The organism is Guyparkeria sp. SB14A, from assembly GCF_005096345.1.
GTDB lineage: Bacteria > Pseudomonadota > Gammaproteobacteria > Halothiobacillales > Halothiobacillaceae > Guyparkeria > Guyparkeria hydrothermalis.
This window is the reverse complement of sequence record NZ_SWAW01000006.1, coordinates 86,771-103,025: the sequence shown is the minus strand read 5'-3', so window position 1 is coordinate 103,025 and position 16,255 is coordinate 86,771. Positions and strand designations below refer to the sequence as shown.

The 16,255-nt window shown below is 68.9% G+C and carries 15 protein-coding genes; 5 read left to right on the top strand and 10 right to left on the bottom strand.

Annotation, left to right across the window (positions count from 1 at the left end; translation table 11 throughout):
* Window positions 1–31: 31 nt before the first annotated feature.
* Window positions 32–1,006, bottom strand: coding sequence for a MerR family transcriptional regulator (locus tag FAZ79_RS11555; RefSeq protein WP_231505793.1), 975 nt, complete (start codon window positions 1,004–1,006; stop codon window positions 32–34).
* A 145-nt stretch (window positions 1,007–1,151) separates the two neighbouring features.
* Here FAZ79_RS11555 and FAZ79_RS04310 point away from each other — a divergent pair, with 145 nt between their 5' ends.
* Both FAZ79_RS04310 and FAZ79_RS04305 read left to right on the top strand, forming a co-directional pair.
* Complete coding sequence (locus FAZ79_RS04310) at window positions 1,152–1,928, top strand: SDR family NAD(P)-dependent oxidoreductase (RefSeq protein ID WP_136866747.1); 777 nt, start codon at window positions 1,152–1,154, stop codon at window positions 1,926–1,928.
* Window positions 1,925–2,386, top strand: coding sequence for a nuclear transport factor 2 family protein (locus tag FAZ79_RS04305; protein WP_136866746.1), 462 nt, complete (start codon window positions 1,925–1,927; stop codon window positions 2,384–2,386). The genes FAZ79_RS04310 and FAZ79_RS04305 overlap by 4 nt, the downstream gene beginning before the upstream one ends.
* On the opposite strand, the gene FAZ79_RS04300 is transcribed toward FAZ79_RS04305, so the two are convergent.
* The 9 genes from FAZ79_RS04300 to FAZ79_RS04260 all read right to left on the bottom strand — a co-directional run bounded on the left by FAZ79_RS04300 (window position 2,346) and on the right by FAZ79_RS04260 (window position 12,271).
* On the bottom strand, window positions 2,346–3,731 hold the full coding sequence (locus FAZ79_RS04300; RefSeq protein ID WP_136866745.1) for an MFS transporter: 1,386 nt from the start codon (window positions 3,729–3,731) through the stop codon (window positions 2,346–2,348). The two genes, FAZ79_RS04305 and FAZ79_RS04300, sit on opposite strands and share 41 nt — an antisense overlap.
* 36 nt (window positions 3,732–3,767) lie before the next feature.
* Window positions 3,768–4,604, bottom strand: coding sequence for a symmetrical bis(5'-nucleosyl)-tetraphosphatase (locus FAZ79_RS04295; protein WP_136866744.1), 837 nt, complete (start codon window positions 4,602–4,604; stop codon window positions 3,768–3,770).
* A 124-nt stretch (window positions 4,605–4,728) separates the two neighbouring features.
* On the bottom strand, window positions 4,729–5,130 hold the full coding sequence (gene apaG / locus FAZ79_RS04290) for a Co2+/Mg2+ efflux protein ApaG (RefSeq protein ID WP_136866743.1): 402 nt from the start codon (window positions 5,128–5,130) through the stop codon (window positions 4,729–4,731).
* Window positions 5,127–5,849, bottom strand: a complete 723-nt coding sequence (gene pgl / locus FAZ79_RS04285; protein WP_136866742.1) for a 6-phosphogluconolactonase — start codon at window positions 5,847–5,849, stop codon at window positions 5,127–5,129. Before pgl ends, apaG begins: the two co-directional genes overlap by 4 nt.
* A 74-nt stretch (window positions 5,850–5,923) precedes the next feature.
* The gene (rsmA, locus tag FAZ79_RS04280) at window positions 5,924–6,757 is read right to left on the bottom strand and encodes a 16S rRNA (adenine(1518)-N(6)/adenine(1519)-N(6))-dimethyltransferase RsmA (protein WP_136866741.1); all 834 of its coding nucleotides are present in this window, start codon (window positions 6,755–6,757) and stop codon (window positions 5,924–5,926) included.
* Window positions 6,758–6,759: 2 nt separating this feature from the next.
* Entirely contained in the window at window positions 6,760–7,743 is a 984-nt protein-coding gene (gene pdxA / locus FAZ79_RS04275) for a 4-hydroxythreonine-4-phosphate dehydrogenase PdxA (protein ID WP_136866740.1), read from the bottom strand.
* On the bottom strand, window positions 7,715–9,145 hold the full coding sequence (locus FAZ79_RS04270) for a peptidylprolyl isomerase (protein WP_136866739.1): 1,431 nt from the start codon (window positions 9,143–9,145) through the stop codon (window positions 7,715–7,717). The genes pdxA and FAZ79_RS04270 overlap by 29 nt, the downstream gene beginning before the upstream one ends.
* A 108-nt stretch (window positions 9,146–9,253) precedes the next feature.
* A complete protein-coding gene (locus FAZ79_RS04265) occupies window positions 9,254–11,596 on the bottom strand; it encodes an LPS-assembly protein LptD (protein WP_136866738.1) in 2,343 nt (780 codons plus the stop codon).
* 9 nt (window positions 11,597–11,605) lie between these two features.
* On the bottom strand, window positions 11,606–12,271 hold the full coding sequence (locus FAZ79_RS04260; RefSeq protein WP_136866737.1) for an adenylate kinase: 666 nt from the start codon (window positions 12,269–12,271) through the stop codon (window positions 11,606–11,608).
* Between the two features lie 157 nt (window positions 12,272–12,428).
* Here FAZ79_RS04260 and ppa point away from each other — a divergent pair, with 157 nt between their 5' ends.
* From ppa to rodA, 3 genes are all read left to right on the top strand, one after another.
* Window positions 12,429–12,959 carry an inorganic diphosphatase gene (gene ppa, locus FAZ79_RS04255; protein WP_125198003.1) on the top strand — a complete coding sequence of 177 codons (531 nt, stop codon included), beginning with the start codon at window positions 12,429–12,431 and terminating at the stop codon, window positions 12,957–12,959.
* A 117-nt stretch (window positions 12,960–13,076) separates the two neighbouring features.
* Window positions 13,077–14,915 (top strand): penicillin-binding protein 2, encoded by a 1,839-nt coding sequence (gene mrdA, locus FAZ79_RS04250; protein WP_136866736.1) that lies wholly within the window; start codon window positions 13,077–13,079, stop codon window positions 14,913–14,915.
* Window positions 14,916–14,918: 3 nt separating this feature from the next.
* On the top strand, window positions 14,919–16,058 hold the full coding sequence (gene rodA, locus FAZ79_RS04245; protein WP_136866735.1) for a rod shape-determining protein RodA: 1,140 nt from the start codon (window positions 14,919–14,921) through the stop codon (window positions 16,056–16,058).
* Window positions 16,059–16,255 lie beyond the last annotated feature (197 nt).

Sequence of the window (16,255 nt, the reverse complement as noted above, 5' to 3'; positions counted from 1 at the left end):
GTCCACACGGCCGCCTGGGATCGATCCCGGCTCAGTGCCGGGTCAGGCGAACCGGGGCGGGTTCGGGGCGGCCGAGCGCTTCGGCCACCTGCTCGCGGCAGTGCTGGATGTCCCGCTCCACCAGTTCGCGCCAGCGTTGCATGAAATCGACGGCCTGGTCGCCGTCCTCGGGTTCGAGCAGCGGCAGCTCGCACCAGAAGACGCGCGCCCCGGCCGCGCTGGTGGTGGGGTTTTCCGGGCGGGTCGTGTCGAGCCGGATCCAGGCGCGCGCTCCCCAGCGACGGGCCATCTGCGTGCGCTGGGTCTCGTTGAGCCCGGTCGGCAGCAGCCGGACATGGAACTGGTCGTCGTGCAGGGCGGTGAACAGCCGCAGGCCGCCGGCGGAGAATGGCCGGCCCGGCACGAGGTTGTCGATCACGACCACCGGGGCGGTCGCTCGTCCCGGGGCGTCGGCGACCCATTCGGCGCGCCCCTTGATGTACTCGGCCAGCCACACCAGCCCCAGGTCGCGGTCCGGCCAGGCAGTGCGCGCCTCGAGCTGGGCCAGGGCCTCGATCAGCACCTCGCGCAGGTAGTCCTCCGGGGTGAGCCACATCAGGGCGGTCACCTCGGCGGCGCGCAATTCGGACGGATCGAGGTCGATGGCCGCGCGCATCACCCGGTCGAGGAGCGACCGAGGTGGTGCCACCGTGGTCGGCGGGGCGGTGGTCGATGTCTCGTCGCCCGCGTCCTCGTTCGCGTCCGGGCCTTCCTGCTCCAGCAGCAGGGCGATCTGGGCGAAGCCCATGCCGCTCTCGGCCAGTTCCTGGATGCGCTGGATGGTGCGGATGTCGGCCTGGCTGTAGAGCCGGTGCCCGGCCGGCGTGCGCGTCGGTCGAATCAGGTCGTAGCGACGCTCCCAGGCACGCAGGGTGATCGGGTTGACCCCGGTGATCTGCGATACCGACCGGATCGGCAGTAGGGCCTGACTTTCGGTTTCGGTTGGGTTCGATTCGGTCGTGGACACGGGCCACCTGCGACGCAATGGGTGTTGTATAACTTGTGCATCGATATTGTAGCAGCCTTCGACTACGCTCGCGTCAAACGATACCGCGCAACCGGACGGTGTTCGTCGCCCTGACCGGGCCGCATTCACACGAGGCATAACCGACATGACCGAAGCGAAGCTGAAGACGGAGCGTATTTACTGGCTGGTGGGCGCGAGCGCCGGGATCGGGGCGGCACTGACCGACCGACTGGTTGCGCGCGGTCATCGGGTCGCCATCTCGGCCCGACACCAGGCGCGCCTCGACGAACGGGCCAGCCGCGATCCGGAGCGGGTGCTGGCGCTGGCCGTCGACGTCACCGACCCGGAGTCGTTGGCCCATGCCTACCGCGAGCTGGTGGCGCACTGGGGGGTGCCGGACTCGGTGATCCTGAATGCCGGCGACTACGAGCCGATGGGATTGGCGGACTTCGATCCCGGACTGTTCGAGCGATTGATCCGGGTCAATTTCCTAGGCGCGGTCAACGGTATCGATACCGTGCGTGAGGATTTCATCGCGCGGGGTGCCGGTGAAATCGTGCTCACGGCGAGTGTGGCCGGCTACCGCGGTCTGCCCTACGCGGCCCCCTACGGCGCGAGCAAGGCGGCCATGATCAACCTGGCCGAGTCGTTGCGTCCCGAGTTCGAGCGGGCGGGGGTGGCGATGCGCGTGATCAATCCCGGCTTCGTGCGCACCCGCCTGACCGACAAGAACGACTTCGCCATGCCGGGGCGCATCGAACCGGAGGCGGCCGCTGAGTTGATCGCCCGTGGCCTGGAGGGACGCGGCTTCGAGATCCTCGCGCCACGAGGCTTTGGCTGGGTGATGAAGGGCCTGCGACTGCTGCCCTACGCCCTGTATTTCCGGCTGACCCGCCGGATGCTCAAGGAACCGGGCGCGTGACGGCGCCCGGGCGCGACCTGAATCGGGCGGCCGCCCTCGAGCGCTACGTGGCCGTGATGGAGGGGCTGCGGGTCGATCACCTCGACGCGCTGGCGTCGGTGTATGCCGAGCAGGCGCGCTTCGTCGACCCGTTCAACGAGGTGCGCGGCATCGAGGCGATCGAATCGGTGTTCGCCCACGGGTTTGCGCAGTGTCCGGGGATGCGATTCGTGGTGCAGGCCCGGGCCGTGGATGGCGATCGCGCCCTGCTGCGCTGGCGGATGCGCTGCGATGCCTCGGCGCACGGCCTGTCGATCGACGGCATGTCCGAGCTCGTTCTGGGGCGCGACGGGCGGGTGGTCGACCACGTCGACTATTGGGACCCGGCCGCCCAGCTCTACGAGCGGGTGCCGGTGCTTGGCTGGCTGATGCGCCGGATCAGGCGTCGCCTCGCCGCCCCGACGAGCCCGAGTCGTTGACGCGGTCGGGTTCGTCGATCGCCCCGGGCGGGCCCTCGTAGTCCTCCCAGGCCGGGTCGGTCTCATAGATGGGCGGGGCGGCGTCGCTGACGTGCTCGTGGGCCGGTGGCGATTCGGTCTCCTCGTCGGTGGTGCGCGGATCGAGCTCCAGGCCCGCCGCCGAGGTGCGGTGGGTGAAGACGTAATCGCCGCGTTCCTCGTCCGGTACCGGCGCGTCGATCAGGATACGCCAGAAGACCAGCAGGATCATGGTGCCGAGCGCGGCGAGGACGAACAGCGGGAAACCGGCCGCGCCGAACCAGCCCATGGCCAGGCCGCTGATCATCGGGCCGACGGCCGAGCCGGCCCCGTTGACCATCAACAGCCCGCGCGTGCCCTCGAGTACCTGGTCGCTCGACAGGCGGTCGTTGGTCTGCGCGACACTGATGGCGTAAAGCGAGAAGGAGAACCCGCCGAAGACCAGCGCCAGGGCGAACAGCGTCCAGCCCGGGAACCAGTCCTGCAGGGCAAGCAGCACGGAAAACGCGCCGCCGATCGCCGAAATCACGATCAGCACGTAACGGCGGTCGCGCCCGTCGGACAGGCGCCCGATCGGCCATTGCAGCAACCCGCCGCCGACGATGATGGCGGCAACGAAGGTCGCCACCTGGGTGTCGGGCAGGCCCACCCGGTTGGCGTAGACCGCCGCCATGCCATAGATGGTGCCGGTGATCACCCCGGACATCGCCGCGCCGATCACGCCGGTGGGCGCCAGCCGGAACAGCTCGCTCAGCGGCAGCCGGGTGGTCTCCATGGGTGGCGGCTGGCTCACCCGCGTGAGCGCGATCGGCACCAGCCCCAGCGAGAACAGCAGGCCGACGATCGCGAAGGTGGAGACCTCCATCGGGCCGTAGATGCCGATCAGGAACTGGCCGGCGCCGTAGGCGAACAGGCTGACCATCATGTAGATGCCGAACACCTGCCCGCGGTGCGTGGTCACCTTCTCGTTGATCCAGCTCTCGATCACCATGTAGAGGCCCAGCAGGGTCACGCCGTTGATCAGCCGCAGGAGCATCCAGAACCAGGGCTCGACCCACAGGCCGTGCAGGATGGCGGCCGCCGAGGAAATCGCGGCCAGGGCGGCGAAGGTGCGGATGTGACCCACTCGACGAATGATGGCCGGGATGGTGAGCGTGCCCAGCACGTAGCCGAGGTAGAAGGCCGACATGACCAGGCCGATGGTGCCGTCGGAGAACCCCTCCTCGGCGGCGCGCAGGCCGAGCAGGGTGGCGAGCAGGCCGGAGCCGGCGAGCAGCACGCCCATGCCGGCGAGCAGCGACTGGACCGAGAACACCGTGCTAAGCATCGCGCGTCTCCGCGGCCTGTCCCGGGGCGGCCATGGTCATTTGCCGCCCTTGGGCTTCTGCGCGCCCGGGCAGTTGGTGGCGAACAGGGCCTCGTCCTCCAGGCGCAGGGCGGTCAGCTGATGACCCCAGAGACAGCCCTGGTCGATGCCCCAGGCATTGGCACGCGCCTTTGCCGGGCCCAGGGTCGACCAGTGACCGAAGACGATCCGACGCTCGGCCATCGCCCGCTCGGGCATGGCGAACCAGGGGATCAGCGCCGGGTCGGCATCGGCCGGGGGACGCTTCTCGGTGAAGTCGAGCCGGCCATCGGCGTGGCAGTAGCGCATGCGGGTGAAGACGTTGATGGCGAAGCGCTGGCGGTCGATTGGCGTGGTATTGCCGTCCGGATGATCGCTCTGGTTACCGAAGATCTCGCCGAAGAAGGTCAGCGGCTCGTCGGCCTGCATGGCCGCCTCGGCTTCCCGGGCGGCGGCCTGTGCCGTCGGCAGGTCCCAGGCGGGGTGGATGCCGGCATGCACCAGGGTCCAGTCGAGGCCCGGGTCGTGATGCAGGAGCGGTTGCCGGCGCAGCCAGTCGATCAGCTCGTCGCCGTCGGCGGCGGACAGGATCGGGGCCAGCGTGTCGCGACCGCGGGCGACCCGCGTACCGAAATAACAGCCCAGCAGGTGGATGTCGTGGTTGCCCAGCACGGTGACGGCGCGGTCGCCCAGCCCGCGGACGAAGCGCAGCGCCTCGAGCGACTGCGGGCCGCGATTGACCAGGTCGCCCACGAACCAGAGCCGGTCGGCCGCCGGGTCGAAGCGGATCTGTTCGAGCAGGGCCTCGAGCGGGTCGAGGCAGCCCTGCAGGTCGCCGATTGCGTAGGTGGCCATGGGGCGGGCGGATTCCGTCGCGTGAAGTGGGCAAAGGGGGGATGCTAGCACCCGACGCATGGGAGTGGTGCGGCGGGATCGACAGCGATGTTGGCCGGGTTGCCGGCCCGAGCTTGGATCGTGGCTACTGGATGCTGCGGAAGGCCGCCGGGGCCACCAGGTCGAAGGTCGGGATGGTCACCCGGAGTACCTCGCCCTGATCGCTGACAAAACCGTAGTCGCCCCACATTCGCCCGGCGGGTGACTCGATCACGGCACCGGAGCGGTAGGAAAACCGGTCGCCGGCCAGGATGCGCGGTTGTTCGCCGACCACGCCCTCGCCGCGCACCTCCTTGAGGCAGCCGTTGCCGTGGTCGATGACCCAGTGCCGGTCGGTCAGGGTGACCGGCTGATCGCTGTCGTTCTCGATCACGATCTCGTAGCCGAAGGCGAATCGATTCGCGGCGGTGTCGCTGTGCTCGGGCACGAATACCGCCCGTGGGCGGATGCGGATGGACTCGGCCAGGGGCGAGGCGGTCAGCATCATGGCGCCCCCGCCGCGGCGCGATCGACGAACCAGTGGGTGGTCCGCTCGGCCGCCAGTCGTTCGGCGGGGCGCTCGCTTTTCCCGTCGCGAATGCGGGCGAACGCCCGGCGCTTGTCCGAGCCCAGCACCAGGAAGACCACGTCGCGAGCGGCCTCGAAAACCGGGAAGGTCAGCGTGAGGCGATGGCCGTGGAGCTTGGCCACCGGGTTGACCACCACCAGGCGCTCGCGTTCGGCCAGTGCCGGGGTGTCCGGGAACAGCGAGGCGAAGTGCCCGTCGCTGCCCAGCCCGAGCAGGGTCACGTCGAAGCGCGGCACGGCCCCGGCCGTCCAGCGCCGCAGTGCCGTCTCGTAGGCATCGGCGTCCCGCTCCGGGTCACGCTGCTGGTCCGAGATCATCGGGAAGGTGCGATGCGGCTGGATGCCCAATGGTTCGAACAGGGCCAGCCGCGCCATGCGGAAATTGCTGTCGGGGTGATCCAGCGGCACGTTGCGCTCGTCGCCGAAGTAGAACTCCACCGCCTGCCAGTCGAGGGCGTCACGGTAGCGGTGGGCGAGCAGTTGATAGAGCCGTCTCGGCGTGCCCCCGCCGGCCAGTGCGATCCGCGCGATGCCCCGCGCACGCACCGCCGCGGCCAGCCGATCGACCAGGAAGTCGGCGCAGGCGGCGAAGGCGTCCTCGGCCTGGGGGTAGGCGTGTATGTCGGCGGTCGCGGACATGGCCGTGGTTTCCTGCGATGGGTGAAGGGGGTGCCGGTGCCCGGCGCCCGATCGGGGCGCGGGTCGGTCGCTCGTCAACTGCTCGGGTCGAGCCGTCGGGCCAGCGTCAGGAAGGCGGGTATGTCCAGTGCCTGCGCGCGCAGCGACGGGTCGATTCCCGACGCCTCAATTGTTGACGCTGGCATGAGGGGTTTCAAGTTGTTGCGCAGGGTCTTGCGACGCTGGGCGAAGGCCGCGGTGACCAGCGTCTCGAAGCGGGCCTGCTCGGCGGGCGGCACCAGCGGCTCGGCGCGCGGGGTGATGCGGATCACGCTCGACTCCACTTTGGGCGGCGGGTTGAAGGCCTCGGGCGGCACGTCGAACAGGTGCTCGACCTCGGCGTGCATGGCGGTGAGCACGCTCAATCGCCCGTAGGCCGAGTCGTTGGGGCCGGCGGCCAGGCGGTTGCCGACCTCGCGCTGCACCATGAACACCATGTCATGGATGCGTGTCGACTGTTGCAGCAGCCGGGTGATCAGCGCGGTGGCGATGTTGTAGGGCAGGTTGCCCACCAGCGTCAGCGGCGGGCTGAGCCCCTGCTCCTCGCACAGCGTATCGAGGTCCAGGCGCAGGGCGTCCTGCCCCACCAGCTCGACCTGTCGGCCGACACCCTCGGCATCGAGCTTGACGCGCAGGTGACGGATAACGTCCCGGTCGAGCTCGATCGCGACCACGCGGTTGCCGCGCTGGGCCAGTGGCACGGTGAGTGCCCCGAGCCCCGGCCCGATCTCGATAACGGGCCCATCGCCCGGGATGGCGCCGAGGATGCGGTCGATCACGCCGTAGTCGACCAGGAAGTTCTGGCCGAAGCGCTTGCGCGCTCGGTGGCCGTCCTGGACGCCTTTCTTGGAATTGCCCGCGGATGCCATGGTCAGGCCGCCGCCCGCCGGGTGATCTCGCCGGCAAGCCGGATCGCCTCGGCCAGCGAGCCGTGCTCGGCCCGGCCGCCGCCGGCCAGGTCCAGGGCCGTGCCGTGATCGACCGAGGTGCGCACGATCGGCAGGCCCAGGGTCACGTTCACCGCTCGGCCGAAGCCGGCGTACTTGAGTACCGGCAGGCCCTGATCGTGGTACATGGCCAGCACGGCATCGGCGCCGTCGAGGTGGCGGGGCGTGAACAGGGTGTCGGCAGGCAGCGGGCCGATCGCCTGGATGCCGCGTTCGCGCATCGCCTCGAGCGTCGGGCCGATCACGCGGATTTCCTCGTCGCCCAGGTGCCCGGATTCGCCGGCATGCGGGTTCAGGCCCGCGACCAGCAGGCGCGGCTGCGGCTTGCCCAGCCAGTCGACCATCGCCGCGTGCAGCGTCTCGATCACGGTGGTCAGCGTCTCGCCGGTGATCGCGGCCGGCACCCGGGCCAGGGGCAGGTGGGTGGTGGCCAGCGCGACGCGCAGGGTGTCGGCCACCAGCATCATCACCGGGGTGCCGCCGACCCGGTCGGCGAGGTATTCGGTGTGCCCGGTGAAGGGAATGCCGGCGTCGTTGATCACGCCCTTGTGCAGCGGCGCGGTGACCATCGCGGCGTAGCGGCCATCACGGCAGCCATCGGCGGCGTGATCGAGCATGTCCAGCACGTGGCGGGCGTTGCCCGGATCGAGCCGACCCGGCGTGACCGGATTGGCCGCGGCCAGATGGTGGAAGCGAAAGCCGGCTGAGGTGGCGGCCGAGTCGTCCGCGGCCGGCCAGTCGAAGGGCAGGCCCAGGGCCTCGGCGCGCGCGGCGAACACGTCCCGGTCGCCGAGGACGACCAGTTCGTCGGACGGCGTGAAGGCCGGGTCGGCGGCCAGCGCGAGCAGCAGGTCCGGGCCGATCCCGGCCGGTTCGCCGCTACTGACGACCAAGCGCACGCTGGCCACTGGCGTCGTTGACGGTGCCGGTCAGGCGGTTCTCGATGTAGGCCTCCGCGCGCAGGCGGCGGATGTACTTGGTCAGCTCCTCGTCGGCGCGGCGCTCGCCGATGGCATTGCGTGCCTGCTCGCGCAGGTCCTCGCCGGAGACCTCCTGGCGGCGCTGGTCGTTGACCCGCAGGAAGTGAAAGCCGAACTGGCTTTCGAAGACCGGGCTCAACTCGCCGGTCTGGACCGATTCCAGGGCTTGCGCGAACGCCGGCACCATGTCCTCCGGGTTTACCCAGCCCAGGTCGCCGCCGCGCTGGGCGGAGCCCGGATCGTCGGAGAATTCGCGTGCGACCGAGGCGAGGGTCGTCTCGCCGCTGGCGACCTGGGCGCGCAGCTGCTCGGCCAGCTCGCGGGTGGCGGCCGGGTCGCGGTCTTGGCGGGGGCGCAGCAGGACGTGTTCGGCCCGATACTGCGTCACGGCCGCGGTGCCGGTGGTGCTGCGCGTGTCGGCCACCTTGACGATGTGAAAGCCGTTCGGGCTGCGGATGATCTCGCTGACCTCGCCGGCCTGCATGTCCTGCACCACCGGCAGGAACAGCGACGGGATGCGCGCCGGCTCGCGCCAGCCGAGATCGCCGCCCTCGTCGGCGTTGAGCGCATCGGAACGCTCGGCCGAGACGCGGGCGAAGTCCTCGCCGTCGCGCAGCTCGTCGCGGATCGCCTCGGCGCGTTCGCGGGCCGATTCGATCGCCTCGGGCGAGGCGTTTTCGGGGACCGAGACCAGGATCTGGGCGAGGCGGTACTCGGTCTGCTCGGCCGACGCCCCGGTGCGCTGCTCGATGTAGGCGTCGATGTCGCGATCGGAGACATTGATCTGGCTGTAGACCTCGCGCTTCTGCAGCTCCTCGAGCAGCATCTGCTCGCGGATGCCGTCGCGGAACTCGGCCCAGTTCTGGCCCTGGCCGACCACGGCGTCGCGCAGTTGCGAAAGGTTCATGCCGTTGCGCTGGGCGATGCCGTTGAGCGCCTGGTTGAGGCGGGTGTCGTCGATCTGGATGCCGATCTTGTCGGCCCGCTCGAGCATGGTCGCCTCGGTGATCATGCGGTCGAGCACGCGCTCGCCGAGCCGTTGCTGGTCGGCCGGGCTCATGTTGGCGAGATCCACCTGGCCACCCAACTGGGCCACCTCGGCCTGCAGTTCGCGCTGGGTGATCACCCGGTCATCGACCACGGCCACAATGCGGTCCAGTGGCTGGAAGCCGCTCATGCCGGGGTTCTGCTGGCCGGCCGAGCCACCGTTGGCCTGGGCGGCCGCCGGTGACGCGGTCAGGGTCATCGAGGTGGCGGTGAGCAGCAGGGTGGCCAGCACGGCCAGCGGTCGACGCGCGTGGCGGTGTGTGGGGGCGTGCGAAACGGGCATGGATCTACTCGCGGTTGCGGCGTTGAAATTCGGTCATGTTCCGGGGTGACGATACCCGGGCTCGGGCGATCATAACGCATCCGGGCAGGTGGGGCCGATGCCCGGCGGTCAGGGATCGAAGCCGAGGATGTCGTCGCGGAACTGGTTGCCGCCGATGCCACCCAGGCCCTTGAGCTCGACCTGGAAGACCACGGCGTTGGAGTACTCGGCATCGTCGCCCAGGTCGGCGCCCACGTCCGGTCGGACGATGTAGCGCTTGAAGGCCAGGCGTGCCGACCAGCAGCAGGACTCGTAGCCCACGCCGAGCAGCGACTGGACCACTTGCTCGGACTCGAAGTCGTAGCCGACCCGGCCGAGCATCGACCAGCGCCGTGACAGCGGCCAGGCGAACGACACGTCGCCCTGGCGGTAGTCGCGGTCGGACTCGTTGATGCCCTCGCGGGTGAACCAGGAGAAATTCAGGACGCTATTGTCTTCTCCCCGATAGCCGAGTCGCGTCTGCGAGCGAGAGACCCGTTCCCGATCGGTGTCGTACTCGGCGGTGAACGAGCCGTTCCAGTTCTGAGTGACGTCGCTGTAGACCTCGGCGAGCACGGTCGATCCACCCGCCTCTCGGTAGCTCGGGTGCGTCTCCGGGGTGGCGAAATTGGGCGGCAGCACCGTTTCGGAGTCCTCGAAACGGTAGCGCTGGGCGACACGAAGCGACAGCGGCACGGTGCCTTGCTGGGTGTCGATCAGCGACCAGGATAGGCCGTAGGTCAGGGCGTTCTCGTCGGCGATCCGGTCGCCGCCTGAGTAGCGGTTGGGACGGAACAACTGGCTGTAGCTGAGCGTCGGCTGCCCGGTGTCGAACAGCGGGATGTCGCTCTGGTCGCGGTACGGCACGTACAGGTAGTAGAGCCGCGGCTCGAGCAGGGCGCGGTAACGACCCGTTTCACCGTAGGCGCGCTCGAAGAACAGGCTGCCGTCAATGCTGGAGATCGGCACGCTGCGCGTGGCGCTGGTGTCGAATGCCCGGTTGCCGTCAATCGTGTTGGGATCGGCGTCATTCAGGTGGTAGCTGGTGGTGTCGAGCGTGACCTGCGGGCGCAGACGGTACCAGGTGTCGTCGAAGGTCTGACCAAGCCCGATCGCGGCATGCGCACGATCGCCGACGATGCGTTCGCTCGAGGGGTGGGCAAACCGGGTGACGTCGGCGCGCACACTCAAGCTGGGCGCGACGTGTTCGCCCCACTGCCCCAGGCCGAAGCGGTTGCTGGCGGTCAGCCGCGGCATGATCCGGTACGGGTACTGGTACTCGCTCAGGTCGGGATTAATGGTCTGGTAGCGCTGCGCCAGCAACCCGAGGTTCCAGCCGCCGCCCGGGCGGGCGTTGAGTCGCACGTCGCTGCGGAGATGGCTGGTGGTCGACTGTTCCAGGTTGGTGGAAAAGTCCTGGAAGAACTGGTCGTCGGAGACCCGGTTGATGTCGACGCGGTAGTCGAGGTCCGGATTGACCCGCCCGCTGCTGTCGAGTCCCAGGGACCAACGCGAGCCGCCCTCGACCCGGTCGTCGGGCAGGTAGAAGAAGTCGAGCTGGTCACGACCGAGGTCCTCGCTGCCGAACTGGTGCAGCCAGCGCACCTGCCCGCCCAGGCCCAGACCGCGCTTGGTCAGCAGGGTGGGGGTGAGCGTGGCGTCGAGATTGGGCGCGATGTTCCAGTAGTAGGGCTGGGCGTACTCGAAGCCGCCTTCGGTGCTGTTGCCGAAGGTCGGGTAGAGCAGGCCGGACTGGCGCCGGTCGTCGATCGGGAAGTTGAGATACGGCGCGTAGAACACCGGCACGCCACCGGCTCGCAAGGTGGTGTGCCAGGCCTCGCCGCGGCCCGTCTCACGGTTCAGGTTGACCTCGCGTGCCTGGAATTCCCAGTCGCGTGTTTCGGCCGGGCAGGTCGAGAAGGTCGCCTGGCCGAGGCGATAGTGCTGCCGGTCGTCCTGGACGATGGTCTCGGCCACGCCGGAGAGGTGCTGGCTCTCCAGCCAGTAATGCGCCCGCTCCAGTCGTCCGGCGTCCGTGTCGAGGTTCAGCTCGCCGCGCTCGGCCTGCACGGCCATGTCGCCGGTCTGCAGCCAGAGGTTGCCCTCGGCGGAGACGCTGGCCTCGGGGCCCTGCCGGTAGATCAGCCGCTCGCCGCGCACGCGCCGCCCCGGCTCGTCGACGATGGCATCCCCGATCAGGGTGACGGCGCCGTCAGTGCCGTACTCGGCCCGGTCGGCCGAGGCCTTGCCCGGCTCGCCCTCGGCCAATGGCTGGTAGGCGGGGCGCTCCGGGCCGAAGGCCGGGCACAGGCCCCACTCGCCGCCCGAGGCCGCTTCGACTGGCTGCAGCGATTGGCTCCCGGCCAGTCCGCCGGCCCCGAGGGCAGCGGCGATGGCGATGGCCAGTGGCGTGCGCGTCTTCCCTGACTCCATGCGTTGGGCTCAGCTCTCGGATGACGGGGCGATCGGGTCGAGGATCTCGCGGAAGTCCGCCGCGATCTGGTCGATTTCCCGTTCGCCGTCGATGCGGGCCAGTCGCCCGTCGCGCTCGTAGTACTCGACCAACGGCGCCGTCTGCTCCTGGAATACCTCCAGGCGGCGACGCACGGTGTCCTCGTTGTCGTCGTTGCGCTGAACCAGTTCGTGCTCGCAGTGGTCGCACTGGTGGTCGGAATCCGGCGGATTGGTGAAGCGATTGAACACCGCGCCGCATTCCTTGCAGGTCATGCGGCCGGTCAGGCGCTTCATCAGCTTGTCGAGCGGCACGTCCAGGAGGATGCCGAGCTCCAGCGGGCGCTCGAGGCCTTCGAGCATCTCGTCGAGCGCCTCGGCCTGGGCGATGTTGCGCGGGAAGCCGTCGAGGATGAAACCGCGCTGGGTGTCCGGTTGGGCCAGGCGCTCGCGGATCATGCCCAGTACGATGTCGTCACTGACCAGCTGGCCTTCGTCCATCGCGGCCTTGGCCTTGAGGCCGAGCTCGGTGCCCGCGGCCACGGCGGCGCGCAGCAGGTCGCCGGTGGAGATCTGCGGGACCTTGTAGTGTTCCACCAGGCGTGCCGCCTGCGTGCCCTTGCCCGAACCCGGGGCGCCCAAAAGTACGATTCGCATGGTTTTCCAGATCTTGATAGCCGTGGATTTTGCCGACCGAATTCGAGACCGGGACTCCGGTCGACCGGCGAAAAACGGTATCATAACCAAAACGCCGTGACTTGCGGCGAGATCGCTTTCCCTTCAGTTCAACCGCAATCTATCGAGGCCGTTCCCTATGGACCTGTCGAAGATCTCCGCCGGCAAGAACCCGCCGGAAGACATCAACGTCGTTATCGAAATCCCGGTGCAGGGCGTGCCGGTCAAGTACGAGCTGGACAAGGATTCCGGCGCGCTCCTGGTCGACCGCTTCATGGCGACCTCGATGTACTACCCGACCAACTACGGTTTCATCCCGCAGACGCTCTCCGACGATGGCGATCCGGTTGACGTGATGCTGGTCGCGCCGTTGCCGCTGCAGCCGGGTTCGGTGATCCGCGCGCGTCCGGTGGGCATGCTGGAGATGACCGACGAATCGGGCATCGATGCCAAGATCATCGCCGTGCCGCACGACAAGCTCACCCCGCACTACCACGACGTCAAGAAGGTCGAGGACTTGCCGGGCTTCCTGCTCGAGCAGATCCAGCACTTCTTCGAGCAGTACAAGGCGCTCGAGCCGGGCAAGTGGGTCGAGTGCAAGGGCTTTGCCGACAAGGCCGCGGCCTGCAAGGAGATCGAGGACTCGATCGCCCGCCACGAGCAGCAGTGATCCGGTGCGAGTCGGAGCGTGGTGTGCGTCCGACATGACTGCATTGACGCGGCCGGCGGGGTGCTTCCCCGTCGGCCGCGCTTGTTTTCAGTGTAACGGCGAGCCCCGAGCGAAGCGATGCTAGATCGTCTCCATGATCATGGCCGGGCCAGGCGGGTATTCCGGCTGCGAATCCTGTTCGCGGCGCTGGTCTCGCTCGTGGTCGTCCTCACCTTGCTGGGGCGGGCCGCCTGGCTGCAGATCGCCCAGCACGAGCACTATCTCGCCAAGGCCGAGCAGAACCGGACCCGCCTGGTGGTGGTGCCGCCCGAGCGCGGCCGGATCTTCGATGCCCAGGGCGAGGTGGTGGCCGACAACGTCGCGACCTACCAGGTGCAGATCACCCCGGAGCACAGTCGTGACGTGGCGGCGGAGCTGGCGATGCTGGCCGACGTGCTGAGGCTGGACGCCCGCGCGGTCGAGGCGCTCGAGGAGCGCATCCGGGTCAGTCGCCGCTTCGACCCGGTGCTGGTCAAGGCCGACCTCGACGAGGTCGAACGGGCGCGGCTTGCGCGGCTCAAGCCCTGGCTTCCCGGGACCGAGATCGTCTCCAGCCTCAAGCGGGTCTACCCGTACCGCGAGCTGCTCGCCCACGTGGTGGGTTACGTCGGTCGGATCAACGCCGAGGACGTCAAGCGTCTCGATCCGGACGCCTACCAGGGCACGCAGTACGTCGGCAAGACGGGCATCGAACGCCAGTACGAGGATCGTCTGCACGGCCAGCCGGGGTACCGGATCGTCGAGGTCGACGCGCTCGGGCGCGAGGTCAAGGTGCTCGAGACCCAGCGGCCGGTCCCGGGCGAGGACATCGCCCTGACCATCGACGTCGGCCTGCAGGGCGTGGCCGCCGCCGCCCTGGGCGAGTACGCCGGGGCGGTGGTCGCCCAGGACCCGCGTGACGGGGCGATCCGCGCGATGGTCTCCCGGCCGTCGTTCGACCCCAACCTGTTCGTCGACGGCATCAGCCACCAGGCCTACCGCGACCTGCTCGAGGACCCGGACCGGCCGCTCTACAATCGCGCGACAACCGCCACCTACCCGCCAGGCTCGACCATCAAGCCGGTGATGGGGCTGGCGGGCATGGAATATGGCCTGCTCGATCCCGACGAGCGGTTCTTCGCCGGCCCGTACTACCAGATCCCGGGCAACGACCACCGCTATCGCGACTGGCGCAAGTGGGGCCACGGCTGGGTCGACTTCGAGGAGTCCGTGTTCCGCTCGGTCGACGTGTACTACTACGATCTCGCCTACCGCATGGGCATCGACCGGATGCACGAGTTCTTCACCCGGTTCGGCCTTGGGCAGCAGACCGGCATCGACCTGCCCGGCGAGCGGGCGGGCCTGATGCCCTCGCGCGACTGGAAGCAGCGGGTCAAGCAGCAGGTGTGGTTCCCCGGCGAGACGGTGATTGCCGGCATCGGCCAGGGCTACATGCTCTCGACCATCCTGCAACTGGCGGACATGACCTCGACGCTGGCGCTCTCCGGGGTGCGACACGTGCCCTGGCTGGTGGCCGACGACCGCGAGCCGCAGCCCCGCCTGACGCTCTCGAGCGAGTCCTATTGGCAACGTGCCCGTGAGGCGATGCGTGCGGTGGTCGGCCACGAGCGCGGCACGGCGCACAAGATCGAGGCGCCGTATCCGATCGCGGGCAAGACGGGGACCGCCCAGGTGTTCTCGGTGGCCCAGGACGAGGAGTACGACGCCGAGGAGCTCGAGCGACGACTGCATGACCACGCCCTGTTCGTCGGCTTCGCGCCGTTCGACGACCCCGAGCTGTCGGTGGCCGTGATCGCCGAGCACGGCGGCAGCGGGTCGGGGACGGCCGCGCCCATCGCCCGCCAGGTGATGGACTTCTGGTTCGACGTCGAGCCGGACGCCGACGTCCAGCCCGAATTTTCCGAGTACGGGGACTGATTCATGGCCGTTGACCGTCTGCAACCCATCCGCCTGGGCGACCGGGTCGGCGCCACGCTGCGCTCGGTATTCAAGCTCGACCCCGTCCTGCTGTTCTTCGTCGCGCTGATCGCGATGATCGGCGTGGTGGCCGGTTACTCGGCCGCCGAGCAGAGCGATGCCTGGGTCGAACGCAGCATCGTCCGCCTCGGCCTGGGCTTCGGCCTGATGCTGCTGATCGCCCAGATCCCGCAGCGCTGGTTCTTCGCCGTCGCGCCCTGGTTCTATGCCGCGGTGGTGCTGATGCTGGTCGCCGTCTGGCTGGTAGGCGACATGGGCGGCGGCGCCAAACGCTGGCTCGATCTGGGCGTGATCCGTTTCCAGCCGGCCGAGCTGATGAAGGTGGCCATGCCGATGACGATCGCCTGGTTCCTCGCCCGTCGCCCCCTGCCGCCGCGTCCGCTCGACGTGGTGGTCGCGATGCTCGCGGTGGGTGTGCCCACCGTGCTGATCGCCGGCCAGCCGGACCTGGGTTCCTCCCTGCTGATCATGGCCTCGGGGTTGTTCGTGCTGTTCTTCGCCGGCCTGTCCTGGTGGTATATCGGCGGCTTTCTGGCGCTGGCCACCGCCGCAATGCCGGTGATGTGGTTCTTCGTCATGCACGCCTACCAGAAGGAGCGCGTGCTGACCCTGCTCGACCCGGCCAGCGACCCGCTCGGCGCCGGGTACCACACCATCCAGTCGATGATCGCGATCGGCTCTGGTGGCGTCTGGGGCAAGGGCTGGTTGCAGGGCACCCAGTCGCACCTGGACTTCCTGCCCGAGGGGACCACGGACTTCATCCTGGCGGTCTATGCCGAGGAATTCGGCCTGATGGGGCTGCTGGTGCTGTTCCTCCTGTACCTGGCCGTCATCTGGCGCGGGCTGTGGATCGCCGAGCACGCCGAGTCGGTCGAAGGGCGGCTGCTGGCGGCCTCGATCTCGATGACCTTCATGGTCTACGTGCTGGTCAATGCCGGCATGGTGCTGGGCCTCTTGCCGGTGGTCGGCGCCCCCTTGCCGTTGATGAGCTACGGCGGCACCGCGCTGGTGACCATCATGGTGGGTTTGGGTATGCTGATGAGCATCCGCACGCAACGCAGTTTCCTGGGGCACGATCGGTAGGGAAGGTCTTCACGAATGCCATACCGCTCTGCGTGCCTTGAGCCGGGCAGCTGCAAGGCGCTCGTCCACCGCGGAAGAGCATTTCTCTTTCCAAGGACGACAACGCAGCAGATGCCCGGCTAAAGGCGCGCCCGGCGGGGCTTGGCGAGTCGCCCGTGCTCCGCGTTACGATGTCTTGACGTGGCCACCGGCACGCC